The 24638-nt window shown below is 72.8% G+C and carries 19 protein-coding genes and 2 pseudogenes; 9 read left to right on the top strand and 12 right to left on the bottom strand.

What is annotated here, in order from left to right; all coding sequences use genetic code 11:
• Positions 1-10: 10 nt before the first annotated feature.
• From ACZ7LT_RS10075 to gmd, 3 genes are all read right to left on the bottom strand, one after another.
• Positions 11-688, bottom strand: a complete 678-nt coding sequence (locus ACZ7LT_RS10075; protein WP_471235510.1) for a hypothetical protein — start codon at positions 686-688, stop codon at positions 11-13.
• A 79-nt stretch (positions 689-767) separates the two neighbouring features.
• The gene (locus ACZ7LT_RS10070; protein ID WP_471235509.1) at positions 768-3494 is read right to left on the bottom strand and encodes a LamG-like jellyroll fold domain-containing protein; all 2727 of its coding nucleotides are present in this window, start codon (positions 3492-3494) and stop codon (positions 768-770) included.
• Between the two features lie 215 nt (positions 3495-3709).
• Positions 3710-4723 carry a GDP-mannose 4,6-dehydratase gene (gene gmd / locus ACZ7LT_RS10065; protein ID WP_471235508.1) on the bottom strand — a complete coding sequence of 338 codons (1014 nt, stop codon included), beginning with the start codon at positions 4721-4723 and terminating at the stop codon, positions 3710-3712.
• 89 nt (positions 4724-4812) lie between these two features.
• Here gmd and ACZ7LT_RS10060 point away from each other — a divergent pair, with 89 nt between their 5' ends.
• Positions 4813-5757 carry a GDP-L-fucose synthase family protein gene (locus ACZ7LT_RS10060; RefSeq protein WP_471235507.1) on the top strand — a complete coding sequence of 315 codons (945 nt, stop codon included), beginning with the start codon at positions 4813-4815 and terminating at the stop codon, positions 5755-5757.
• 18 nt (positions 5758-5775) lie between these two features.
• Here ACZ7LT_RS10060 and ACZ7LT_RS10055 read toward each other — a convergent pair whose 3' ends face one another.
• Positions 5776-7248, bottom strand: a complete 1473-nt coding sequence (locus ACZ7LT_RS10055) for a sugar transferase (RefSeq protein ID WP_471235506.1) — start codon at positions 7246-7248, stop codon at positions 5776-5778.
• A 651-nt stretch (positions 7249-7899) separates the two neighbouring features.
• Between ACZ7LT_RS10055 and ACZ7LT_RS10050 the strand changes: the two genes are divergently transcribed.
• From ACZ7LT_RS10050 to ACZ7LT_RS10040, 3 genes and pseudogenes are all read left to right on the top strand, one after another.
• Complete coding sequence (locus ACZ7LT_RS10050) at positions 7900-9480, top strand: glycoside hydrolase family 71 protein (RefSeq protein WP_471235505.1); 1581 nt, start codon at positions 7900-7902, stop codon at positions 9478-9480.
• Between the two features lie 195 nt (positions 9481-9675).
• Positions 9676-10791 (top strand): NADAR family protein, encoded by a 1116-nt coding sequence (locus ACZ7LT_RS10045; RefSeq protein WP_471235504.1) that lies wholly within the window; start codon positions 9676-9678, stop codon positions 10789-10791.
• A 73-nt stretch (positions 10792-10864) separates the two neighbouring features.
• Positions 10865-11700: pseudogene (locus tag ACZ7LT_RS10040) on the top strand (IS5 family transposase); the annotation flags it as partial.
• Here the strand turns inward: ACZ7LT_RS10040 and ACZ7LT_RS10035 are convergent.
• Together ACZ7LT_RS10035 and ACZ7LT_RS10030 are read right to left on the bottom strand one after the other, a co-directional pair.
• Complete coding sequence (locus tag ACZ7LT_RS10035; protein WP_471235503.1) at positions 11660-11890, bottom strand: e9imm peptide; 231 nt, start codon at positions 11888-11890, stop codon at positions 11660-11662. The pseudogene ACZ7LT_RS10040 and the gene ACZ7LT_RS10035 overlap by 41 nt on opposite strands.
• Before the next feature lie 52 nt (positions 11891-11942).
• On the bottom strand, positions 11943-12575 hold the full coding sequence (locus tag ACZ7LT_RS10030; RefSeq protein ID WP_471235502.1) for a TetR/AcrR family transcriptional regulator: 633 nt from the start codon (positions 12573-12575) through the stop codon (positions 11943-11945).
• Between the two features lie 51 nt (positions 12576-12626).
• Between ACZ7LT_RS10030 and ACZ7LT_RS10025 the strand changes: the two genes are divergently transcribed.
• The 3 genes from ACZ7LT_RS10025 (at position 12627) to ACZ7LT_RS10015 (ending at position 15526) form a co-directional block, all read left to right on the top strand.
• Complete coding sequence (locus ACZ7LT_RS10025; protein WP_471235501.1) at positions 12627-13547, top strand: DUF2867 domain-containing protein; 921 nt, start codon at positions 12627-12629, stop codon at positions 13545-13547.
• A gap of 69 nt (positions 13548-13616) precedes the next feature.
• On the top strand, positions 13617-15050 hold the full coding sequence (locus ACZ7LT_RS10020) for a WGR domain-containing protein (protein ID WP_471235500.1): 1434 nt from the start codon (positions 13617-13619) through the stop codon (positions 15048-15050).
• On the top strand, positions 15047-15526 hold the full coding sequence (locus ACZ7LT_RS10015; RefSeq protein ID WP_471235499.1) for a hypothetical protein: 480 nt from the start codon (positions 15047-15049) through the stop codon (positions 15524-15526). Before ACZ7LT_RS10020 ends, ACZ7LT_RS10015 begins: the two co-directional genes overlap by 4 nt.
• A gap of 7 nt (positions 15527-15533) precedes the next feature.
• Here the strand turns inward: ACZ7LT_RS10015 and ACZ7LT_RS10010 are convergent, their stop codons facing one another.
• From ACZ7LT_RS10010 to ACZ7LT_RS10000, 3 genes are all read right to left on the bottom strand, one after another.
• Positions 15534-16202, bottom strand: a complete 669-nt coding sequence (locus ACZ7LT_RS10010; protein WP_471235498.1) for a DUF4232 domain-containing protein — start codon at positions 16200-16202, stop codon at positions 15534-15536.
• A 121-nt stretch (positions 16203-16323) separates the two neighbouring features.
• Complete coding sequence (locus tag ACZ7LT_RS10005; RefSeq protein ID WP_019890773.1) at positions 16324-16746, bottom strand: DUF350 domain-containing protein; 423 nt, start codon at positions 16744-16746, stop codon at positions 16324-16326.
• A gap of 187 nt (positions 16747-16933) precedes the next feature.
• Positions 16934-17527 (bottom strand): HdeD family acid-resistance protein, encoded by a 594-nt coding sequence (locus ACZ7LT_RS10000; RefSeq protein WP_471235622.1) that lies wholly within the window; start codon positions 17525-17527, stop codon positions 16934-16936.
• 558 nt (positions 17528-18085) lie between these two features.
• Between ACZ7LT_RS10000 and ACZ7LT_RS09995 the strand changes: the two genes are divergently transcribed.
• On the top strand, positions 18086-18634 hold the full coding sequence (locus ACZ7LT_RS09995) for a DoxX family membrane protein (RefSeq protein ID WP_471235621.1): 549 nt from the start codon (positions 18086-18088) through the stop codon (positions 18632-18634).
• A gap of 55 nt (positions 18635-18689) precedes the next feature.
• Here the strand turns inward: ACZ7LT_RS09995 and ACZ7LT_RS09990 are convergent, their stop codons facing one another.
• From ACZ7LT_RS09990 to ACZ7LT_RS09980, 3 genes and pseudogenes are all read right to left on the bottom strand, one after another.
• Positions 18690-21455, bottom strand: coding sequence for a SpoIIE family protein phosphatase (locus ACZ7LT_RS09990; protein ID WP_471235497.1), 2766 nt, complete (start codon positions 21453-21455; stop codon positions 18690-18692).
• A complete protein-coding gene (locus ACZ7LT_RS09985) occupies positions 21452-23548 on the bottom strand; it encodes a SpoIIE family protein phosphatase (RefSeq protein ID WP_471235496.1) in 2097 nt (698 codons plus the stop codon). Before ACZ7LT_RS09985 ends, ACZ7LT_RS09990 begins: the two co-directional genes overlap by 4 nt.
• A gap of 181 nt (positions 23549-23729) precedes the next feature.
• Positions 23730-24101 (bottom strand): annotated as a pseudogene (locus tag ACZ7LT_RS09980) (helix-turn-helix domain-containing protein); the annotation flags it as partial.
• On the opposite strand from ACZ7LT_RS09980, the gene ACZ7LT_RS09975 reads away from it, so the two are divergent.
• Positions 24020-24628: a methyltransferase domain-containing protein gene (locus ACZ7LT_RS09975; protein ID WP_471235494.1), complete on the top strand. Its 609-nt coding sequence runs from the start codon at positions 24020-24022 to the stop codon at positions 24626-24628. The pseudogene ACZ7LT_RS09980 and the gene ACZ7LT_RS09975 overlap by 82 nt on opposite strands.
• Positions 24629-24638: the final 10 nt, after the last annotated feature.

The raw sequence follows: 24638 nt of genomic DNA, 5'->3' as shown, positions 1-24638 counted from the left end.
GGGTTGAGGGTCAGGCGGGCAGCCAGGCGTAGCAGCCGGTGGAGGTGAACTCCTTGGTGCCCGCCGGGACCTTGGCCTTGACCGTCCCGTCGGCGCCGGTCGCGGGCCCGGAGGCGAGCACCTTGCCGCCGCTGCCCACGGCCCGCCAGCTGCACGCCGGGTTGGTGGTCAGCGCCCGGTAGGTCCCGGCGGCCGGCCGGTTCTTCGTGCCGTCTGGGAAGCCCTTCGAGGCGGCCGTCACCAGCGGCTTCTGCTCGGGGCACAGGTGCTCGACGACGTCGGCGGCGTCCGGGATGTCGCCCGCGATGATCGCGCCGACGGCGGCGTCCTTGTCCCGCTTGGCGGTACGCGCCAGGCGCTGGCAGGACTCGTCGCCGGTCTGGAGGACCGCGGCCGGGTCCATGCTCGCGGGCACCCGGCCCTCGAGGAACTTCTTCTGGGCCTTGGTGAACGACCCGGTGGCCGGGGTGATCTTCGCGTCGGGGAGCACGGGCCCCTTGGACGCGCTGGGGGAGGGGGCGGTCTCCGGGCTGCTCTGTGGGTCGGGCGCGTCGACCGAGGCGGCCGGGGACGGCGGCGGGTCCGCCTTGGCCTTGCCGTCGCTCCCGGACGAGCAGGCGGACAGCGACAGCAGGGCGGCGGTCAGGACGGCCGCGACCCGCGCCGGGCGCCGGTGGAATCCACGCATGAAAGGGCTCCTGTGGTACGGGAGATGCGGGGCCCGGCGCTGCCGGGCCCCGCATCCTGTTGTCACGAACTCGACGGCGTTACGGGGCGCCGAAGGTCAGCACCAGCTGCGGGGTCCCCTCCGCGGCCGGCGCCTCCGACGACCAGAGCCACAGCGGGTCGGTGCCGGTGCTGGTCAGCGCGACGCTGTAGGAGCCACCGAGCTCCGAGGCGAGCGCCGTCGGGTCCAGCGTGGCCGAGTAGACGGTCGAGCCGTCCGTGGCCCCGCTGAGGGTGCCGATCGGCGCGGTGCCGAGCGACGGGCGGTTGGTGTACGACAGCTGCGACTCGGACCAGTCGCCCGTGACCGGGACGACGGAGACCTTGTCGGCCGTGCCCGCGCCGGTCATCGTGGTGGTCTTCACCGCGAGCCGGGCGTTCTTGAGCACCGTTCCGGCCGGCGCGGCCGGCAGGTTGAACCGCAGGTACGACTCGTACGCCGAGGTGCCGCGCACCGCCATCGAGGTCGACGTGCCGTAGTTGGTGCCCGGCGCGCCCGCGTTGGCGTAGGTGTCGTCCGTGGCGGTCACGGTGGAGACCGTGTCGGCCGGGGCGGTGGCCAGCGCATAGTGCTTGGCGACCTGCTGGGCGCTGAGCGCGGTCGGGTAGACCGCGGCCTCGTCGAGCTGGCCCGCGAAGAAGGTGCTCGACGGACGCAGCGGCCAGCCGGTCAGGTTGTCCGCGCCGACGTGCCAGTAGCCGGTGTACTGCTGGCTGGTGGTGACGCCGTTGGACGCGACCTGCTTGCCGTCGACGTACAGGGTCATGCCGCCGGGGCCCTGGGTGCCGACGACGTGGTGCCACTGGCCGTTGTTGTACGAGCCCCACGTCGACAGGGTGCGCGTACCGCCGCTGTACACACCGAACACCAGGTTGCCGGTGTTGGTCATGTACAGGTGCTTGTCGTAGTTGCCGCTGTTACGGGTGGTGTTGTTGCCGAAGCCGATCAGCTTTCCACCGCGGGTCGAGGTCGTCTTGAACCACGTCTCGATGGTGAAGGTGCCCGGCGAGTTGACCCGCTTGTCGCTGTAGAGCTTCTGGTTGGTGCCGTTGAGCGCGACCGCGGTGCTCGGGCCGTTGACCGCGGGCGGGGTCTGGCGCAGCGTCGGCGCGTTCACGTACAGACCGTTGTTGTTGGCGTTGGAGGAGTCGGCCACGTACGGCGTGGTGGACTCGTCGAAGCGCCAGTACAGGCTCGCGCCGTCGGCGACGACCTGCGAGGGGTAGGCCTCGGTGGAGGTCGGCACGGTCACGGTCGCGTTGGCGGACTGCGCGCTGGTGTTGCCGTCGGCGTCCGCGGCGGTGACCCGGTAGCTGTAGGTCTGGCCGGGGGTGACCGAGGTGTCCTTGAAGGAGAACTGCGGACGCGCCCACAGCAGCGACTCGCCCTCGACCGTGTGGACCGGGGTGGTGGAGCCGTTGCGGTAGACCTTGTACGTCAGCTTGCTGTCGTCGAGGTCCGTGCTGGCGCGCCAGCGCACGTGGACCTGGTTCGGCGAGATGGCCGCCGCGCTGGCCTGCGGGACGGTCGGCGCGCCCTTGTCGGGGCCGGTCGCGAACCGGGTCAGGCCCTGCTGGGCCTTGCCGTTGGTGGTGGTGAACTCGCCGCCGACCCAGAGGTACTTCGTGGCGCCCGAGCCGGAGATGGTGAAGGCGCGCGGGCCGATGCCCTCGCCCAGACCGTCGTTGGTGTCCGGGAACCAGCCGAGCTTGCCGGTGCTGGTGGTCGGCTGCGCGAGCAGGTGGTAGCGGCGCCCGTCGGGGAACTCGCCGACGCTGGAGCAGTCGTGGGCGTGCGAGGCGCTGTAGAGGACGCCCTGGTACTCCTCGACGGCCTGGGTGGCGCCGAGGCAGGTGTCGCGCCAGCGCTGCTCGTAGTTGCTCAGGTTGAAGGCGATACGGCCGTCGAAGACGCCGCCGCCGGTGCCTTCGTTGCCGGTGTAGAAGCCGGTGCCGTCGGTCTCGATGTCCTTGACCACGGAGTTGGTCGGGATGAAGCCGTTGGGGTAGGCCTTCGTCACCGCGCCGGAGTGGGCGTCGACCACGGCGAGCGCGTGCGAGTTGGTGCCGTTGACGGTGAAGAAGTCACCGCCGATGAGCACCTTGGAGCCGTCGGGGGTGACCTCGATGGCCCGGCCCGGCTCGTCCGCGTCGGCCTTGAAGGGCAGCAGCTCGCCGGAGGTGGTGACGGCCGCGAACCGCTCGCGCTGGTGGCCGTTGACGGTGGCGAAGTCGCCGGCGGCGTAGACCGTGTCGTCGGTGACGGCCAGGGCCCGCACGGTGGCGGGGAAGCTCGGCGTGAAGGCCGGCTTCGCCTTGCAGGTGGCGATGTCGATGGCCGCGAGGCTGCTGACCGGCGTGCCGTTGACCGCGCCGAAGTAGCCGCCGGCGTAGAGGGTCTTCTGGTCCGGGGAGACGACGAGCGTGCGGACGGTCGCGCTGCCCTCCCCGACCGTGAAGGACAGGGCGCAGGAGGTGGGCGCGCCGGTGGCCGCGTTGAGCGCGGCGAAGTTGACGGCGCCCTTCGGGGTGCCGGTGGCGCCCTCGGGCGGGCGGACCTCGGAGAAGGTGCCGCCGACGAAGACGGTGTCGCCCGCCTGGGCCAGCGCCCAGACGATGCCGTTGGTCTGCCAGGTGGGCAGAGCGTCCGCGGTGAAGGCGACGGGCGGGGTGACCGCTCCGGCCTTGGGCGCCAGGGCCCATCCTCCGACCCCTGCGGCGCCTACCGTCAGGACGAGGGCAGCGGCGAGCCCCCATGATTTACGCATGTTCCCCCCAGGCGTCAGAGCCCAGTTCATATGGCGAGAATTCGTGCTCAAAGAGTGTGTGTGATGCTCAGAGAGTGTGTGAAAGCGAACTGTACGACGAAATGACAAGCTCGGCGCCACACTTGACCAATCCGGTATCTCCGGTGGCCGCGCACCTCACGGCGCGCGGCCGCCCCGGCGGTCGGCCGGGGCGGCCATCAAGATGAAACCGCAGGTCAGCGGTCGATACGCACCGAGGCACCGGCCAGCTGGTCGGTCACCTGGCGGATGTCGGCGTCGACCATGATCCTGGCCAGCTCCTCCACCTGCACGGTGGGCTTCCAGCCAAGAAGATCGCGGGCCTTGCTCGCGTCGCCGATCAGGGCGTCGACCTCGCTGGGGCGCTCGTACTTGGGGTCGTAGCGGACGTACTCGGCCCAGTCCAGCTCCGCGTGGGCGAAGGCCGTCTCCACGAACTGCCGCACCGTCGCCGGGACGCCGGTGGCCACCACGTAGTCGGTCGGCTCGTCCTGCTGGAGCATGCGCCACATCGCATCCACGTACTCCGGGGCGTACCCCCAGTCCCGTACCGCGTCCAGGTTGCCCATGTAGAGGCGGTCCTGAAGGCCCGCCTTGATCCGGGCCACGGCCCGGGTGACCTTGCGGGTCACGAAGGTCTCACCGCGGCGCGGGGACTCGTGGTTGAAGAGGATCCCGTTGACGGCGAACATGTCGTACGCCTCACGGTAGTTGACCGTGGTCCAGTACGCGAAGACCTTGGCGGCGCCGTAGGGGCTGCGCGGGTGGAAGGGGGTCTGTTCGTTCTGCGGGGGCGGGGTCGCGCCGAACATCTCGGAGGACGAGGCCTGGTAGATGCGGGTGTTCACACCGCTGGCCCGGATCGCCTCCAGGAGGCGCAGCGCGCCGAGGCCGGTCACGTCGCCGGTGTAGAGCGGCGCGTCGAAGGAGACCCGCACATGGGACTGGGCGCCGAGGTTGTAGACCTCGTCCGGCTGGATGTCGCGGAGCAGGTTCACCAGCGCCACGCCGTCGGAGAGGTCCGCGTGGTGCAGCACGAACGAGCGGTCCACCGTCTGCGGGTCCTGGTAGATGTGGTCGATCCGCTCGGTGTTGAAACTGGACGAGCGGCGCACGAGCCCGTGCACCGTGTACCCCTTCGAGAGCAGCAGCTCTGCGAGGTAGGAACCGTCCTGCCCGGTCACGCCGGTGATCAGCGCGGTCTTGCTCATGCGGGTTGCCCCCAGAAAGAGAGTGTCATTCGTACAAAAATGCGGGGTATGCCCCCGATGATGGAACCGGGCCTGGCATGATCCCCCGTATGACTGCATCGCTGCCGTACCTGCCCACGCACGCCCGGATCTTCGTCGCGGGCCACCGTGGCCTCGTCGGATCCGCCGTCGCCAGGCGGCTGACCGCCGACGGCCACGAGGTGATCACCCGGGGCCGCGAGGAGCTCGACCTGCGTGACGGGGCCGCGACCGAGGCCTTCCTCAAGGACGTCCGGCCCGACGCCGTCGTCCTCGCGGCCGCGAAGGTCGGCGGCATCATGGCCAACAGCACCTACCCGGTGCAGTTCCTGGAGGACAACCTCAGGATCCAGCTGAGCGTCATCTCCGGCGCCCATGCCGCCGGCGTCGGCCGGCTGCTGTTCCTCGGCTCGTCCTGCATCTACCCGAAGCTGGCCCCCCAGCCGATCAGCGAGGACGCCCTGCTGACCGGTCCGCTGGAGCCCACCAACGAGGCCTACGCGCTGGCCAAGATCGCCGGCATCGTCCAGGTGCAGTCGTACCGGAAGCAGTACGGCGCCTCGTTCATCTCGGCGATGCCGACGAATCTCTACGGCCCCGGAGACAACTTCGACCTGGAGACCTCGCACGTCCTGCCCGCCCTCGTCCGCCGCTTCCACGAGGCGGCCGCCGAGGGGCGCGAGGAGGTCGTGCTGTGGGGCTCGGGCACCCCGCGCCGGGAGTTCCTGCACGTGGACGACCTCGCCGCGGCGTGCGCACTGCTGTTGGCCGCCTACGACGGCGACGAGCCGGTCAACATCGGCTGCGGCGAGGACCTGACCATCCGCGAGCTCGCCGAGACGGTCGCCGAGGTGACCGGCTTCACCGGCCGGCTCGCCTGGGACACGAGCAAGCCCGACGGAACGCCGCGCAAGCTGCTCGACGTCACCCGGCTCACCTCGCTCGGCTGGCAGCCGCAGATCAAGCTGCGGGACGGAATCGCCGCCACCTATGCCTGGTGGCGCGAGCAGAGCTGATCGCATCCGGCCGGCCCGTCAGTACGCGCCGCGACCGTCGACGACGGCGCGGAGCGTACGGGCCATCACATCGACGTCGCTGGTGAACGACCAGTTGTCGACATAGTGCAGATCAAGCTCAATCGTTTCGTCCCAGGACAGGTCCGAACGGCCGCTGATCTGCCACAGACCGGTCATACCGGGCCGTACGGTCAGCCGCCGCAGCTCCACCTCGTCGTAGCGCGCGACCTCCTCGGGCAGCGGCGGGCGCGGCCCCACCAGCGACATCGAGCCGGTGAGGACGTTGATGAGCTGTGGCAGTTCGTCGAGCGAGGTACGGCGCAGCAGCCGGCCCACCCGGGTCACCCGGGGGTCGCGGCGCATCTTGAACATCAGCCCGTCGTGCTCGTTGGCCTGCGCCAGCTCCGCCTTGCGGGCGTCGGCGTCCAGGAACATGGTGCGGAACTTCCACATCACGAACGGCGTCCGGTCCTGCCCGACCCGCTCCTGCCGGTAGAACACCGGCCCGGGGGAGGTGAGCCGCACGGCCGCCCCTATGGCCAGGAACAGCGGCGAGAGGACGACAAGGCCCAGCGCGGCGCCCACCCGGTCCATGGCGTTCTTCAGGACCTGCTGGACCCCGCTGCGCACCGGCGGCGCGACCCGAAGCAGTGCCATGCCGGCGGCCGACGTGGTCTCCAGGCGCTTGACGGCGCACTCCACCAGGCCAGGCGCCAATGCCAGTTCGGTGCCCGCGTCGTGCAGCCCCCAGGAGAGCCGGCGCAGCCGGGGGCCGGCCATGTGCGCGCCCGCGGCGACGAGCACCAGATCGGCCTGGAGCTCGGCGGCGGCGGTGAGGACGACGGTGGTGTCGCCGTCGGGCGACGGCGGGGCCGTCAGGCCGAGCCGGGCGGCCACCGGCGCACCGGTCCGTACCTGTCCCTCGCCGACGGCGACGACGCCGACGACGACGTACGGATGGTCGGTGCGGCCCGCCAGGTGCTCGGCCACGTCCCCGGCCGCGGCCGGTTCGCCGAGCACCAGGACGCGCGTGACGACCTGCGCCTCGCGGCGCTCGGCCACCAGGTGGTGGTAGGTCGCCTTGCGGCAGAACAGGGTGAGCGCGGGCGCGGGCAGCAGCGCCAGCAGGCAGAGCAGCGGCGGATGGTGGAGCTCGGCGGCGGCCCGCAGGACCGCCAGTACGCCCACGAGGATCAGCCAGTCGTGCAGCACGGGCAGGCTGCCCCGCGACTCGCCGAGCTCCCGGCGGGCGTAACGGCGCCTGGCGGAACGTATCGCCAGCCAGGCGGCCGCGGCCACGGCCGCGCATATCAGGGCATACGGCTGATGCTCGGCGCGCAGGATGGACGCGACGGGCAGCGCCACACCGGCCGCGTCGACGAGCAGCGCGGCCGGCAGATACCAGCGCGCCTTGGCGCGTGGGTGTGGGTGGACCGGTCTGGACCTGGTTTCTCCAGGAGCAGCGGTCTCAGTTGTACGGACATGCCACATGTACCCCCCCGGCACGTGTTGACGTTCGACGCACCGTTCGCCAAACCTCTGATCGGTGAACAAGCGTCGCAACGCGGAACAGTACGACAAACACACGTAGCTCCGCTGCTGTTCACACGAAAGACGCCACCGGGTGATGGCGTGTTCATCTCGCGAGACGGGGGCCGGTGTGGTCACGGCGGAGCACATGATACTTCCGGTAGACCAGTGGTTTCGCAGGTGAGCCCGGCAAAGGCGGGCCACCCGTGGTGACCGGGGATGATGGGGCTCCCCGGCCGGCGGCGGCGAGGGATGTGGCGCATTCCACGCGCCGCGTTCGAACACCCCGTACGGCTGTGCGGAGACGGGCCTCCATGCGCCCGCGCGGATGTTGCGGCCCGATGCGGAACGCCCACCGGGCCGCTCGGGCGCCGGTCACCGCGCCCGGGCGTCGGCAAGCGGTACGCGCGCGTGGACCCGGCGGCGCCCGGTGCGTGTTGAACGGCCGCCCGGGATCGGGTCTACTGACTGGCACGCCCGCGCGGTTCTGCAGGCCAGGGGGCATCCAGCCGTGCCTCCGCCCGGCCGGGCCACCCGCGCCGGTGCCCTGCCCGAGCCGGACAACACCGGCCACGCGCGCGGCGGCGCGCCCGCCGCCCGGAAGGAACACCCATGGGGGACACGCCCGCAGGCCCGTCCAGCCCGCGCCGCCGTCACCGCGCGCGTGGACCACGCCGGCTCCTGCCCGCACTGCTGCTGGGCGTCATCGCGCTCGGCGCCTGGGCCGGCAGTTCCATGGCTGCCTGGAACGACGCGCCGCCGCCCTCCGCCGAGCGGCCCCCGCTGACCGGAAAGGCGCCCGCCACGGGCCGGCCCGGCACGGAACTCCCCTTCGACATGCCCTCCACGCGCGCCCTGCGCGCCTCCGGCCGGCTCGTCTTCGCGCACTACTTCACGCCGTACCCCCTGTCCCTGGACAACCGGCCCGCGCGGGAGGACTACTACACCCGCAACTACCTCACCCGGCACGGTGAGAAGGGCAAGCATCAGAGATACGGCGGCCTGCTCCGCGACCGGCCGCTGCCCGTCGCCCCGCGGCTGGGGAACTGGGAGCTCGCCAACCTCCGCCAGGAGGTCCGCACCGCCCGCGCCGCCGGACTCGACGGCTTCACCGTCGACATCCTCTCCCTGTCGGGGCGCAACTGGGAGCGGGTCAACCTCCTGCTCGACGCCGCCCACGCCGAGGACCCCGGCTTCCGGATCATGCTGATGCCGGACATGACCTCACTGCGCGCCGACCCGGCGACGCTCGCCGCGCGCCTCGCCCAGCTGGGCCGGCACCCCGCCGTGCACCGCCTCCCCGACGGCCGGCTCGTCGTCTCGCCGTTCAAGGCCGAGGCCAAGGACCCCGGCTGGTGGTCGCACACCCTCTCCGCGCTGGAGCGGCGGCACGCCACCCGTACCGCTCTGGTGCCGCTCTTCCTCGACCTCGCGGGCAACGCCGAGCGGTTCGCCCCGATCAGCCATGGTTTCTCCGAGTGGGGCAGCCGCAGCCACACACGCCAGTCCGGCGCCACCGCCGACACCCGGCTCGCCCACCGGCTCGGCAAGATCTGGATGCAGCCCGTCTCCGTCCAGGACGCCCGCCCCAACCAGGGCGTCTACGACGAAGCCGGCAACACCGCGACGCTCCGGGCCAGCTGGGGCCACGCCATCGACGACGGCGCCGACTGGGTCCAGCTCACCACCTGGAACGACTACTCCGAGGGCAGCCACTTCGCGCCCTCGCTCCGCCACGGCCACGCCTATCTCGACCTGTCCTCGTACTACCTGACCCGGTTCAAGACCGGGAAGTGGCCGCGCATCGTCCGTGACACCGTCTACCTCACCTCACGCGCCCAGTTCGCCGGAGCCACACCCCCGGCGCGCGCCCAGCGGCTCACCATGAGCATCCGGCCGGGCAGCGCCGAACCGCGCGACACGGTCGAGGTGCTGACCTTCCTCACCGCGCCGGCGACCGTCCACACCTTCAACGGCGGCGAGCGGGCGAGCCACCGGGCTCCGGCGGGGGTCCATCCGAAGCTGCTGCCGCTGCGCCACGGCTTCAGCGCCGCCACCGTCGAGCGCGGCGCCGCCGTCACCGCCGAGGCGTCCGCCCGCCACCAGGTCCGCGAGCGGATCGACGTCCAGGACCTCCAGTACTACGCGGTGACCAGTGGGCGCCCCGGCGCGGGCGGCTGGTCGGGCGACTAGGGCCTGCCCGGCCGATCATGTGACTCCTCCGCTCCTCCGCGCACGAGTCGTTCCTGTGGGGTGCCCGCGCGCACCCGTGCACCGCGCCCGGTCCGGCGCCGACCGTCGGCCGCCGACCAGGTTGTGGAGGCTCTGATCTGCGGCAACGGATTAATCGGCGTGCTTCCCGGCAGGCCCGTCGGGCATCATCACGGGATGATCGGCAATCGGATCACCCATCGCATGGCGGACGGCGTCCGTGTCCCCGGAACCTGGCGCCACGCGTTCATATGCAACGGCGGCACCTACTTCCTCACCGACCTCTTCATCTACGCTGACGGTCTCGTCGACTGCTGGGAACTGGTCACGCTCGACGAGTTCGAGAAGAAGCTCCGCAGCGGGTGGGTGGCCACCAGCCTTCCTGACGGCGGCCCGGCATCCGCACACCACCTGGCCTCGTGGACCTTCGGTGACCCGGACACCTGGCTGACCCCGGAGCTGCTGCTCGCCGAAGTCCGCGACACCATCGACGAGCTGAACGGTCGCCCCGATTCGACCGGCCGCTGCCTGGCGGCGGTGGAGGTGTTCCTCGCCGAGCGGACGGAGGAGAACCGGTCCGCGGCCAGGGCCGCCTATCTGGCCATCCCCGAGACTGTGCGTCATTACGCTCTCGGCGACATGGACCGCAAGGACCGTCCCCTGCAGGTCCTGGTGGCGGGGCCGGGCGGTCGCTTTCCCCGCTGGCCTGACGAAAGGGTTTCGCAGGAGGAGTACGACGAGGCCGTCGCGTACTTCGAGGAGCGGCGCCGATGGCGGGCCGAGGCACCTTCGCGGGTGCCGGCGGACGGGGCGGTGAACTCCTTCGCCCCCGCGGTGAAGCTGTACCACTCGTATCCGCAGCGCGCGCTCGAGCACCCGGACAAGCGGTGCCTGCGCAATGACTACCCCGCACCCATCACCCTGGACGACGTCACCTATCCGTCGGTGGCGCACGCCTACTGGGCCCAGTCCGTCGCCGCACCGGAGGTGCGCATTTCGGTTGTCACTGCGGAGACCGGGGCGAAGGCCCACGCACTCGCGGCCAAGGCGACGCGACGTGAGGGCTGGGAGCGGACCCGCACGGCAGTCATGGCCCGATTGCTGCGCACCAAGTACGAGCAGCACTCCGACCTCGCCGCGATCCTTCTGGCCACGGGTGACGCGACCTTGCTCTACGACGACGCGAACTCGGATTTCTGGGGCGACAACGGAGGCCGGGGCCGAAACTGGACGGGCCGCCTCTTGGAACTCGTCCGGTCCGAACTGCTGGCCGGCCAGGCCCGCGTCGACTAGGAACCGTCCGGCCGATCGTGTGACTGTCGCTTGATCTGCTCGTTCTCCAGGTATGGGGCGGGGTGAACGCGGTGATCTGTCGGAGTGGTTCAGGCCGTGGAAGACGGTCTACGAGCGCCATCGACTCTGGTCGGCCGACGGCACCTGGGAACGGCTGCTGCAGCAGGTCCAGGCCGCGGTCGAGGCCGCCGGCGAGATCGACTGGGACATCTCGGTGGACTCCACCAGCGTGCGAGCGCACCAGCACGCGGCCGGTGCCCGGACCGACCCGCCTCCGGCACCTGCCGTGCCAAACGGGGACAAGGCACCAGAACATCAGGATGAACCGCCGTGGCAGAGCCTCCTCGGCCGCCTGGTGGAGGTGGTGAGCGAGGCGAGGGCCTGGGCCGCTCGCGCGGCGGCTTCACCAGCAGGATTCACCTGAGTGCCGACGGCCGCTGCCGCCCGCTGTCCCTGGTCGTCACCGAAGGGCAACGGACGGACTGCACGCAGTTCGTGTCAGTGCTGGAGAAGATCCGCGTTCCTCGTCTCAGGCCGGGGAGGCCCCGAAAGAAGCCCGACAGCGTCGCGGCAGACAAGGGGTACAGCAACGGCCCCTGCCGCGGCTATCTGCGGCGACGGGGCATCCGGCACACGATTCCGGAGAAGATCGACAGCCGGGCTGCCCGCCTGCGCAGGGGATCACGGGGCGGGCGCCCGCCGGGCTTCGACGAGGAGCGGTACAAGAAGCGCAACACCGCGGAGCGGGCCATCAACAGACTCAAGAACTCCCGGGCGGTGGCCACCCGGTATGACAAGCGCGGCTATGTCTTCCTCGGTACCGTCACCGCCGCAGCCGTGGTCATCTGGCTTCGAGCTTGGGACCGTCTCATAGCGCGAAGGGCCGGTACTCCAGAGCCTGATCGATAACCTCAGCGGCTGTCGGCTCCGGGCCCTTCGGCCAGAAGATCAAGCCGCTGACATAGCCACTCGGGCACCCAAAAGCCCTGTCCAGCACCTCCAAGACCTGGGCGAGCTTGGCATCGTCGGCATAGTCCGCGTCCATGACCTTCTGCACCATCGCAACGGCAGTCTCGCGAGCCATCACCACTGCAGTCACCCCCTTCAAACGAAGGGGAGCCTAGCGACTCACATGATCGGCCGGACAGTTCCTAGTCGCGGCGCAGCAGCCGGGTGATCACCGACTCCAGATAGGCGGGCAGCTCAGGGCCCGCCGGGAGCACCTGCGGGACGGCGTGGCCCAGCTGGGTGTGGCCGAGGTAGCAGGAGTACGCGAGGAGTCCACGCTGCCGTGCCTCGGCGGGCGGGAAGCCGTACTCCTCGAAGAGATGGGCCACGTAACCGATCCGGCGCTCCGTCACCCGCCGCAGGACGGCGGCGACCAGCGGGTGGTCGGCGGTGGCCAGCAGCGACATCTCCAGCGGGTCGGCGGCCGCGGCGGCGATCACCTCGTCGAAGAGATGGCGCAGCCGCTTCTCGGCGTCCGGCTCGCGCTCGGTGGCGGTGATGATCGCCTCCGTGCAGAGCTCCTCCCAGCGGGTGAGCGCGGCCTCGATCAGCGCGTCCCGGTTGGTGAAGTGCCAGTAGAAGCTGCCCTTGGTGGTGCCCAGCCGGGTGGCGAGCGGCTCCACGGCCACGGCGGCGAGTCCGCGCTCGCCGATCGCCGCCAGGGCCGCGTCGGCCCAGTCGGTCGCGGTGAGCCTCTTGCGCCCTTGGGTGGCCGCCCGCGCCGCGCCGCCTGCCCGCGCCTTCTGGTCCGTCCGGTCCGCTCTCGCCCGCGCCATGTCCATACGGTACCGTATGGTGGAACATACGCCACCGTATGGAGGTGTGCCATGCGCACGCTGCACAACGTCCACGAACGTGTCGTCGACGCTCCGGCCGAAGCCGTGGGAGCCCTGATCGACCGGATCTCCGCACCGGACGACCCCCTCAGCCCCAGCCCGGTCTGGCCCCCGATCCTCTTCGACCGCCCCCTGGCGGTCGGCGCGGACGGCGGCCACGGCTTCGTCCGCTACTCGGTGAGTGCCTACGAGCCGGGCCGCAGCATCCGCTTCGACTTCCCGCCCGAGGAAGGCGGCCACCACCGGCTGGAGGTGGAGCCTCTCGGCCCGGACCGCTGCCGGATCCGGCACGTCATCGAGCAGCGGCAGGGCCTCAAGGACTCGCTCGTCTGGTCCCTGCTCATCGGCACGCTCCACGACCTGTTCGTCGAGGAGTTCTTCGACAACGTCACCCGGACCGCCACCCCCGCCGCACCACTGCGCCCCGTGCGCTGGACGCGCCGGGCCCGTGCCCTGCACCGGCTGGTCTTCGACCGCCCGCGGGCGGTCGAGGTCCCGGCCGGCGCCGCCCTGGCCCACCAGGCCGTCCCCAGGCCCGACTTCGCGGACGCCTGGCAGCTGGACCTGAGGCCCGGCATGCCGCGCGACCCGCTCGCCTGGCGCGAGGTGCTGTCCTTCGCCGTCCGGGGCAGCAGCCAGGACGAACTGCTGCTCGGCGAGGACGCGGCCCATCTCGACTTCCGCGCCTCGGTCCTGATCCGCGACGACACCATCACCCTCACCACGGTCGTCACCACCCACAACCGCCTCGGCAGGCTCTACTTCGCCGTCGCCCGCCGCGCCCACCCCTTCATGACCCGGTGGATGCTCCGGCGCGCCTACCGCCGCCTCGCCTTCGCGGCGCCGTCCGCGGCGGAGCGCACGGCCAGGCACGCACCGGCGTCCGACGGCGTTGTCAGTGCCTCCCCCTAACGTTTCCGGTGTGGGGCTCGCGGACCGATCCGTGAGGTCCGTCCGGTTCTGCCCTGGGAGGGGTCTGCCTTGACGACGACGTATCTGGAACTGTCCGAGGACGGCGGCGGTGCGCACAAGTTCTACGAAGTGACCGTGGAGGGGCTGGTGGTGTCGGTCCGTTACGGCCGGATCGGCGCCGGCGGGCAGACCCAGACGTCGACCTTCCCGACCGTGCAGAAGGCGCAGGCCGCGGCGGCGAAGAAGGTCGGCGAGAAGGTCCGCAAGGGCTACGCCCCGGCCGTCCCCGGCGCCCGCGCGGCCCGCGCCGTCACTCGCCGCCAGGTCTCCTCGGCCCCCTCCACGGCCCGCGCCGTCGCCCCGGTGCTGTGGCGCTTCCGTACGGGATCCGCGGCGTTCGGCATCCACGTCGACGACGACCGCTGCTGGGTGGGCAACCAGTCCGGCGACGTCTACACCCTCAGCCACGCGGGGGAGGTGCTGGCCCGCTTCAACCTGCCGGACGGCGTCAAGTGCCTGGTCGCCGACGACTTCTGGATCTACGCGGGCTGTGACGACGGGCGGGTCTACGACCTGTCCTCGAAGCTGCCGTTCGCGGCGTACGACATCGCCGCCGACGTCGACATCTTCTGGCTCGACATCCACGAGGGCGTGCTGAACGTCGCCGACCGCGCCGGGCGCCTCACCGTCATCGACCACGAGGACGAGCACCAGTGGTCCCGGCGCAGCCGGGGCGAGCACGCCTGGATGGTCCGCGCCGACGACCGGGCCGTCTACCACGGCCACCAGGGGGGCGTGACCGCCTACGCCCCCGACGGCGGCGGCGAGTTGTGGCACACCGCCACCCGGGGCGGGGTGCTCTTCGGCTGGCAGGAGGACGACGCCGTGTATGCCGGCACGGCCCGCAACACCGTCCAGCGGCTGTCCAAGGCGAGCGGCGCCGTCGAGGCGACGTACCCCTGCGACAGCGCCGTCTACTCGTGCGCGACCTCGCCCGGCGGCCGGTTCGTCTTCGCCGGGGACTCGGCCTCCTCCGTCTACTGCTTCGACCGTGACGGTACCCGGCTGTGGAAGCTCTCCACGGGTGGCGGCTCCGCCCTGTCCATGCAGTACCGCGACGAGCGGCTCTATCTGGTCACCACGGACGGTTCGCTGGTGTGCGTCGACGCGAGCGAGGCCGCGGTCACCGCCGCCCAGCAGGGCACCGTCCCGGTCGCCCGGGACGTCAAGCTCGCCGCGGCCACGCCTACGTACGCCCCGGCGACGGCGGCGACGGCGGTCGCCTCCGTGACGGTGGCCCCGGCGGGCGCGGTCGTCGTGGAGTGCGTCCAGGAGGCCGGCCGGATGCGGGTCCATGTGGTCTCGGAGGGCTACGAGCCGTCCTGGAACGTCCAGTTCCCCCGCGCGATACGGGAGCCGGGCGCCCGGTACGTGGTCGACGCGCTGCACGCCGCGTCCGGCGGGTTCTACCGGGTCCGCGGTGACATCCGGCGGCTGCTGTGACCACCGCGCCGGACGGTGGCGGGACCTTCGAGCCCGCCACCGGCGACGGCCCCCTCACCCCGCCCGGCTCGGCCGAGCGGCGCGCGGCCGAGGTACGGGTGGCCGCCGAGAGCCTGATGCAGATCCGGCGGCTCACCCGCACCGCGGGCGGCGATCCCCGGACGGCCCCGGCCGCCTGGGAACTGGCCCGTCCGGTACGGGCCGTGGCGCTCGCCCTGGAAGCGGCCGGGATCAGCCCCTCGGCCGTCGACGCCGAGGGCCGCCGGGTGGCGACGGGGTACAGGGTGCGGGCGGCCGACCGCCGCCACAGCGCCGTGGTGGAGTGGCTGGGGCCGCCGGGCAGCGGCGCCCAGGGGGAGGAGGAGCGTGAACTGACCGGCTGCGCCCGGGCCCTGGCGGAGCTGGGCTGGGAGGCGCTGCTCTACCGGGGGCCGCGCGGCCGCCGCTTCCTGGAGGTCGAGCCGGCCGGCCCCTGAACGAGGCTCAGCCCATGAAGAGACGGAAGTGGTCCGCCGCCAGGGAGCCGTCGCAGACCGCAAGCGCGGCCGGCCGGTTGCCGGAGTCGACCACCTTCGCCGGGTGCGTCGTACGGGCCCCGGCCAGGGTCACCCGTACGGTACGGGCCTCCGTGCAGACCGGGCGGCCCGAGGGGGAGGCGCCCGCGACCGCGGCGCGGTGGCGCAGTACGGCGACGGCTTCCTTGCCGGCCTTCAGCACCATCGGCTCGGCCTTCGCGCCGAGCGGCGTGGACGCCAGCGTCACGGCGCCGGCACCGGTGCCGGCGGCACTGTCGGTCTCGGCGGTGAGGGTGGGGAAACCGTCGAGCAGGCACGGCTCCTGGGTGTTGTTCAACGCCAGCAGCTTGCCGCGCCCGGACTCGCCCCTTGCCGGGGCGGGCCCGTCGTCGACGACGACCTCGTACAGCATGTTCAGCCCCTCGCAGCGGGCCACGCCGTCGAGGGAGTTGCCCGCGCTGTCGGTCGCGGCCGCGGACGGGGTGGCGGAGGCCGCGGCGGACGGGGGCGCGGACGTGGGCGTGGCCGCGGTGGGCGGCCCGGCCTTGTCGGCGGGGCCGGGGGCCTCGCCGCCGCAGGCGCTCAGCGCGAGCGTGAGGGCGGCCGCGGTCAGCACGGCGCGCAGGGTGTCGGGCATGGTGCGGCTCCCCCGTGGGCGGGGCGCGACGGGCGGTCGCGCGGGTGGGGTTCGAGCATGGCGGGCAGAGGCGGCGCCGCGCCCGCGCGGCGCCCGCGCTCCACCCGCAGGGACCAACGGGTCAGGCGATCGAGGCGGAGACGATCGCGGAGACCGCGAGGTTGCACGAGGCGGTCACCCAGACCGCCGGGTGCGGCTGCGGATCGACCAGGGTGGCGCCCAGCTTGCCCGGGGTGACCAGGTCGACGACGAGGAAGGCCACCGCCATCATCACCAGGCCCAGCAGACCGAACGCGGCGGTGGACACAAGGCCCTTGCCGAAGTCGTGGTACGTCGTCCAGATGGAGGTGAAGACGATGCCGCCTATGCCGAGCAGCGCCGAACTCAGCAGCGTCGCGGCGTTGCGGTTGCGCTCCTGCCAGATCTGGCGGCCGAGCTTGCCGGGAGTCAGCGCATCGATGAGGAAGATGCCGAGGATCAGCAGAACCACGCCGAGGGCACCGTAGGCGGTGGCCCGGCCGAGTCCGTTGACGATGTCGCTCATGAAGTTGCCGGCTCCGTGTCAGAAAGAGATCGATCGTTTGACCGAAACGATCGTGGTCAGGGAGAGGCAAAATCTAGCGCACGGGTCAAGTGACCGGGTCGGGGCGGCACTCGTATGCCCGGCTCAGGGCGGTTCGTGTACCCGGCTCGGGGCGGTTCTGTGGCCGGATCAGGGGGTTCGCGTCCGCTCACACCCCCGCCGGGAGCCGTTTCGCACGCGCCCGTAGGGAGAACGCGGCGAAGATCTCGACGATGCCGAGGGCCACCAGCCAGCAGCCGCCGACCCAGGTGAGCACCGCGACCGACTCCAACGGCGAGACGATCAGGACGACACCGGCCAGCGCGCTCAGCACGCCGAGGAAGGCCTGCCAGCCCCGGGCGGGCATGGCCGGGTCGCTTGCCGCGGCGACCGCCTGGGTGATGCCCCGGAAGAGCCAGCCGATACCGATCCACAGCGCCAGCAGCAGGATCGACTGCATCGCGCCGCGGAAGCAGAACAGCCCCAGCAGGATCGACAGGACGCCGCTGATGAAGGCCATCACCCGCAGCGCGGTCGACACATGGGTGCCGAAGGCGCCCACCAGCTGCATCATGCCGCTGAAGATCAGATACAGACCGAACAGCACCCCGGCGGCGAGCAGCGAGGCCCCCGGCCAGACCAGTACCAGCACCCCGAGGATCAGGGCGGCGATCCCGGCCAGGAGGACGGCCTGCCAGGCGCTGTGGGCGAGGAACTCCAGCGGTCCGGCGCCGGCCGGCGTCCCCGCCGGCTCCTCGAACAGGTCGCCGGGGCCGCGCGCCTCGCCGAGGCGGGCGGAGGTACCAGCGGCACCGGCGGCACCAGCGGTACCAGCGGCACCGGAGTCACCGGGGGCGTCTGGGGAACTGAAGGGCCCGAAGGCCCCGGCTTCACCGGGGGGCCTGGTGGGGCCGCCGGGCTCGGAGCGACCCGAGGGGGCCGCGGGGCCCGCCCCCGGATCGCGCGGAAACGCCTCGCGGCGCGGGTCGTCCGGCCCGCCCGGCCCCTCCGGTCCGTTCGGTCCGTTCGGCCCGTTCGGCCCGCCCGGCCCCTCCGGCCGGTTCGGTCCGTTCGGTCCGTTCGGCCCGTTCGGGTCGTAGGGATCGCGATCACGCATGTCGCTCATATCCGATTGTTCGATCGGCGTCCCGGCGCCCGCCACCGCTGCGACCCGTCGGAGTGCCGCCGCGTACGTCTTCTCCCGCACCCGCCCTGCCCCGTACGGCCCAGTCCGGCAGCGCCCAGGCCCGCCCGCCGCACGAGAGTGGTGGCACGACCCCTGACCCACCGCCGCCCGGGAGACCCCATGACCCGCCTCAACATGAGCTGCCTCAACCGACACGATCTCGGACTGCTCGCCCTACGGACCGGGACGGGCGCGGTCCTCGTCGCGCACGGCGCCCAGAAACTCTTCGGCTGGTTCGGCGGGGGCGGCCTGGACGGCACCACCAAGGCCATGGAGGCGATGGGGTTCCGCCCTGGCAGGCAGAGCGCGATGGCCGCCGGGCTCGGCGAGGCCGGCGGCGGTCTGCTCCTCGCCCTCGGCCTTGCCACCCCCGCCGCGGGCGCCGCCGCCGCGGGAGCGATGGCGGGCGCGGTCTCCGTCCACGCCCCGGCCGGTTTCTTCGCCCAGGCCGGCGGCTTCGAGTACCCCGCCTTCCTCGGCTTCACCGCGGCCGCCATCGGCCTCACCGGCCCCGGCGACTACTCCCTGGACCACGTCACCGGCCACCTCTTCGACCGGCCCTGGACGGTGGCCGCGGCCTTCCTCGGCAGCGCGGTGGCGGCGTCCGTCGTCGTCGGCGCCCGCGCCATGCGACAGGCCCGGGCCGAGGAGTCCGCGCCCGACCAGGACACCAACGCAGCCTGACGCCTTCGCACTCCGCACCGACGCACCCCCGCCCCGCCGCGCCCCCGCCCCACCGTCACCAGGCCAGGTCCTCCAGCGCGTCCAGGTCCGGCACCGGCCCCGCCAACGCCGCTACGCCGTCGGTCAGGGGAAGCTCGGCCCAGATGACCTTGCCGCGCTCGGTGTAGCGCGTGCCCCACCGCTCGGCCAGCTGCGCCACCAGGAACAGACCGCGGCCGCCCTCGTCGGTGCTGGCCGCGTACCGCAGATGCGGCGCGGTGCTGCTGCTGTCGGAGATCTCGCAGATCAGGGCGCGGTCGCGGAGCAGCCGGACCCGGATGGGCTCGCCGCCGTAGCGGATCGCGTTGGTGATCAGCTCACTGAGGATGAGTTCGGTGGTGTAGGCGATGACGTCGAGGTCCCAGGCGGTGAGCTGCTCCGCGGCGGCGTTGCGTACCCGCGACACGGCGGCCGGCTCCGCGGGGACGTCCCACTGCGCGATCCGGTCCGCCGGCAGCAGGCGCGGACCGGCGACCAGCAGCGCGATGTCGTCGCTGGGCGCCGGGAAGAGCAGCGCGGCCAGCACGTCCGCGCAGACCTGCTCCGGGCTGCGGCCCGGCCGGGCCAGCGCCTCGCGCAGCAGCTCCAGACCGGTGTCGAAGTCGCGGTCGCGGTCCTCCAGCAGACCGTCGGTGAACAGCACGAGCCGGCTCTCCTCGGGCAGCCGCAGCTCCACGGACTCGAAGGGCATGCCCCCGACCCCGAGCGGCAGACAGGCCGGCACCTCGGGGAACACCACCCGGCCGTCGGGATGCACCAGCGCGGGGCCGGGATGCCCGGCACTGGCCACGGTGCAGCGCCCCGACGTCGGGTCGTAGATGGCGTACAGCAGCGTGGCGCCCGCGATCGCCTCCCGGGAGCCGTCGCCGTCCCCGGCCTCGTTCTGGTCGATCCGGGCGATCAACTCGTCGAGATGGGCGAGGAGTTCGTCGGGCGGCAGGTCCAGCGTGGAGAAGTTGTGCACCGCGGTGCGCAGCCGGCCCATGGTGGCCGCCGCGTGCAGCCCATGGCCCACGACGTCGCCGACGACCAGCGCGACCCGGGCGCCGGGCAGCGGGATCACGTCGAACCAGTCCCCGCCCACGCCCGCCTTCGCGGGCAGGTAGCGGTGGGCGACGTCGACGGCGTTCTGCTCCGGCAGGACCCGGGGGAGCAGGCTCCGCTGGAGCGTCACCGCCATGGCGTGCTCGCGGGTGAAGCGGCGGGCGTTGTCGATGGAGACGGCGGCGCGGGCGGCCAGCTCCTCGGCGAACGCGACGTCCTCCTCGCCGAACGGCACGGGGCTGTCGGCCCGCCAGAAGTTCGCCATCCCCAGCACCACCCCGCGGGCCTGCAACGGCACGGCGACGAGCGAGTGGAAGCCGTACTCCAGCGCCTGCGCGGCCCCTTCCGGGTCCTGCACCTGCCAGCCGGTGGCCCCGGCCAGATCCGCTTCGAGTACGGCGTGACCGGAGTCCAGCGCCGCGGCCATGGGGGTGCTCGGGACGATGAAGCGGATGATGTCGCCCACCGGTTGCAGCGGCTGGTCGGTGCGGATGCCGCTGAGCGCCGTACGCCGCATCTCCGTGTCCGCGCCGGACGGTTCCTCGCCGCGCAGGACGGGGTCGAGCAGTTCCACGGTCACGAAGTCCGCGAAGCGAGGGACCGCGACCTCGGAGAGCTCCTCGGCGGTGCGCACCACGTCCAGGGTGGTGCCGATGCGTACGCCCGCGTCGTACAGCAGGTCCAGCCGGCCCCTGGCCAGTTCGGCCCGTCCGGCCAGCGCGGCGAGCTCGGTCGAGTCGCGCAGCGTCATGACGATGCCGGAGGGGTGCCCGGCGTACGGCTTGGTGGGCCGGACGTTGACGGCGAGGAGCCGCTCCCCTGCCAGATACACCTCGTCGGTCGCCTCCCGGCCCGAGGCGAGCAGCTCGGTGGTGTGCGGGTCGAGGCCGAGCTCGGCGACGGGGCGCTGTTCGGCGTCGGCCGGCAGGTCGAGCAGGCGGCGGGCCTCGTCGTTGGCGAGCACCAGCCGCCCGTCGGACCCGACGATGAGGACGCCCTCGCGCACGGCGTGCAGCACCGCCTCGTGATGCTCCTTCATCCGGGTCATCTCGGCCGGTCCCAGGCCGTGGGTCTGGCGCCGCAGCCGCCGGCTCACCAGCGCGGCGCCGACCGTGGCTAGCACGAGCGCGCCCGCCGCGGCGCCGAGCAGCAGCGGCAGCTGACCCTCCACCACGTCGGAGACGTTCTCGATCTCGATGCCGGTGCCGACCAGGCCGACGATCCGGCCGCTGTCGTCCCGTACGGGCACGACGGCCCGTACCGCGTCGCTCGGCTCCCCCTCGAAGATCTCTGTGAAGGACTCCCCGGCCGCCGCGCGGGCGATGTCACCGGTGGCGCGCTGTCCGATCAGCGCCAGGTCGGAGTCGGTGTGGCGGGTGCCGTCGGGGGTCATCACGGCGATGAAGTCGACCCCGGAGGCGCGGCGGGCGGCCTCCGTCCGCGGCTGGAGGACGGCCGTCGGATCGGGCGCCCCGAGCGCATCGACGAGGCCGGGGGCGTGCGCGAACGCCTCGGCGGCGGCGAGCGACCGGTGGCGCGCGTCCCGCTCGCTGTCGTACCGCGCCTGCAGGACGAGCGCCGCGGCGGCCGCGGCGATCAGCAGGAGCGCGATCAGCGCCTGGAGCGCGAATACCTGACCGGCGACGCTGCGCACCCCGTGCAGCAGGCGCGGCCGCCGCCCGGCCGGCTGCGGCTGCCGGGGCGGGGTCGGCGCGGGGCGGTCGGGACGTTCGGTCACGAGGGGCTTCCCGCACTGTCGGGGGCGCGAGGTCCGCTCCGGGCGATCAGGAGCGCGACGTCGTCGGGGTCGTCGGGGCGGCGCAGCGACCGCAGCAGCAGGTCGCAGGTCTCCTCCAGCGGCCGGCCCGGATCGTCGAGGAGGTGCAGCAGAACCTCCAGCCGTTCGTCGATGGGATCGTCGCGGGTCTCGACCAGACCGTCGGTGTAGAGGATCAGCTGGTCCCCGACGGCGAAGTCGATCCCGATCGTCTCGAAGGGGATGCCGCCGACGCCAAGAGGCGCTCCGCTGGGCACGTCGACCAGCCGCGCGGATCCGCCGGTCGGCAGCAGTACGGGCGGCAGGTGGCCCGCGTTGGCCATGCGGCACCGCCCGCGCCGCGGGTCGTGCACGGCGAACAGGCAGGTGGCGATGTAGTGCTCCAGACCGGCGGTGATCTTGTCGAGATGCCGGAGCACCTCGGCCGGATCCAGATCGAGGTCGGCGAAGGCGCAGGTGGCGGTGCGCAGCCGGCCCATGGTGGCGGCGGCGTCGATACCGCTGCCCATCACATCGCCCACGACCAGCGCGGTCTTGTCGTCGGCGAGCGGGATCACGTCGTACCAGTCGCCTCCGATCTCGCTGGAGGCCTGGGCGGGCTGGTAGCGGGAGGCGATCTCCAGGCCGGCTCGGGGCGGTGGCCGCCCCGGCAGCAGGCTGCGCTGGAGGGTGATCGCGGAGTTGCGCACGCTCTGGTACCAGCGGGCGTTGTCGATGGCGACGGCGGCCCGGGCGGCCAGCTCGCAGGCGAGCAGGGTGTCGTCCTCGTCGAACGGCAGCGGATTGCGGGTGCGTTTGAGGTCCAGCGCGCCGAGGACCTCCCCGCGGGCGATCAGCGGCACGGCGAGGTACGAGTGGACGCCCGCCCGCGCCAGCTGGGCGGCGGCGTCGGCGTGCCGGGCGATGCGGAGCAGATCCTCCTCGCCGACCTCGGGCACCAGGACGGGCCGGCCGGTGTGCACACAGCGGGTGATCAGCCGGTCGCCGCCGTACATCGCGGGCTCGCCGGCGGGGTCGGCGGCGTCCAGGGCCGCGGTGGGCCGCACGGCTCGGACCGCCAGGGCCCGGAAGAGTTCGGGTCCGCTGACCGGGGCGCCGGGGCGGCGGCAGGACAGGACGGAGTCGAGGACGTCGACGGCGGCGATGTCGGCGAGCTCGGGCACCGTCACCTCGGCCAGTTCATGGGCGGTGCGGTCCACCTCCAGGGTGGTGCCGACCCGGGTGGAGGCGTCCGCGATCAGGGCGAGGCGCCGCCGGGCCCGGTCGGCCTCGGTGGCCGCGCGGTGGCGTTCGGTGACGTCGACGATGGAGGCGGCGGCCCCCAGCACCCGCTCGTGGGCGCCTTCGAGCCGGTAGAAGGAGACCGACCAGGCGTGCTCGCCGCCCGGGTCGGAGGGGGTGCGGCCGACCGTGTACCGGTCGAGGAGCGGGTTGCCGGTGGTCAGCACCCCGCGCAGCGCCGTTTCGAGGGCGTCGATGTCCTGGAAGGGCAGGGTGTCCGTGATCCGCCGGCCGGTGTGGTCCGCGGCCCGGATCCCGTCGATACGCTCCAGCGCCGGGTTGACCAGCAGGAACCGCAGGTCGGTGTCGAGGACGGCGAGCCCGATCGGGGACTGGGAGACGAGCCGCTCGGAGAGCGCGAGGTCCCGCTCCACCCGCCGTACGGTGACGTGGTCGGCGGCGATGCCGAGCGCGTACACGTCCCCGAAGCTGTCGAGCAGCCGCATGTTGCGGAACTCCACCAGCCGGATGCCGCCCTCCTTGGGCCGGATGGGGAAGGCCCCGGCCCAGCTCTCGCCGCTCCCCATCACATCGGCGAACAGCCGCACCACCAGATCCCGGTGCTGCTCGTGGACGAGGAGCCGGGCCGCGGACCGGCCGAGCGCCTCCGCCGCGGTGTAGCCGAACAGCTCCTCGGCCTGGGGGCTCCAGAACACGATCCGACCCTGCGCGTCGACCACCACGGCCGCGACGCCGAGGATGTCCAGCAGCCCGCTCGGCCCTGACGCCGCACGGGGCCCGCCCTCCTCGCCCCGGAACGAACCGGCCGTCACCGTGCACTCCCTCCGGTCGGCGCCACGACGCCCGGCCGCACCGCGTACGGGCCGGGGCGCCCGGTCCTTCCATGCTGCCCCCGACCGGCCCGCCGCCGCAGCGCGTGGCCCCGCGAGGACCGTCAGGCCTGACCGTCCGCCCCGCCCGCCGTCCGGGGCGCGGCACCGCCTGATCGGGGCGGACCGGCTCGGACTCCCCACCGGCCGGGAGGATCTGCTTGTAGGCGTGCAGTCCGCCCAGGTAGCGGGTGAGCGGGACGAACGTCTGGGCGTGGCGGGTGAAGGGGCGCGGACGGATCCGCGGACCGCCCGCGGCCGGCGCTCCCACCAGCTCGTCCAGGGGCACGCCGTGGACCTTCGCGATCGGCAGCAGCAGCTCCAGGGTCGGCTTGCGCTGTCCCGCCTCCAGGCGGGAGGGGGTGCTCGGGGAGATCCCGGTCCGCTCGCCGAGCTGGGCGAGGGTGGTGCCGCGTGCCCGGCCCAGCGCCCGCAGGCGCGGCCCCACGCCGGTCAGGACCCGGGCGAGGCTCGTCCGGGAGACCGCCGCGCTCACCCCCGGCACTGCCCTCGACCTCGGCTGCGCCGAAGGCGCCGACGCCCTGTGGCCGGCCGGCCGGCCGGGGCTGGCGGGTCACCGGCGTCGACGTCTCCGCGACCGCGCTGCGCCGGGCCGCCGCGCACGCGGCCGAGGCGGGCCTGACCGCGCGCGTCAGCCGACAGGAGCACGACCTGTCCCGGTCCTTCCCCGAGGGCACGTACGACCTGGTGTCGGCGCAGTTCCCGCACTCACCGGTGGCACCGGCGGGGGAGCGCGAGTCCATCCTGCGCCGGGCGGCCGCGGCGGTGGCCCCGGGCGGCGCGCTCCTGATCACCGGCCACGCCGGCTGGCCCTCCTGGGTCCAGGAGCCCCCCTTCCCGTACGACTTCCCGACCACGGCCGACGTGCTCGCCACGCTCGCCCTGCCGCCGGACGGGTGGCGGACCGCGACGGACGACGTGCTCCTGCGCACCCTGACCGCACCGGACGGCAGCCGGGGCACGCGCAGGGACAACGTGCTGCGGCTCCACCGGCTTTCCTGAGCCACGCCCG

Source organism: Streptomyces sp. NPDC039465 (assembly GCF_055639315.1).
The sequence above is the reverse complement of the archived record's forward strand: the minus strand, read 5'-3'. Positions and strand labels throughout refer to the sequence as shown.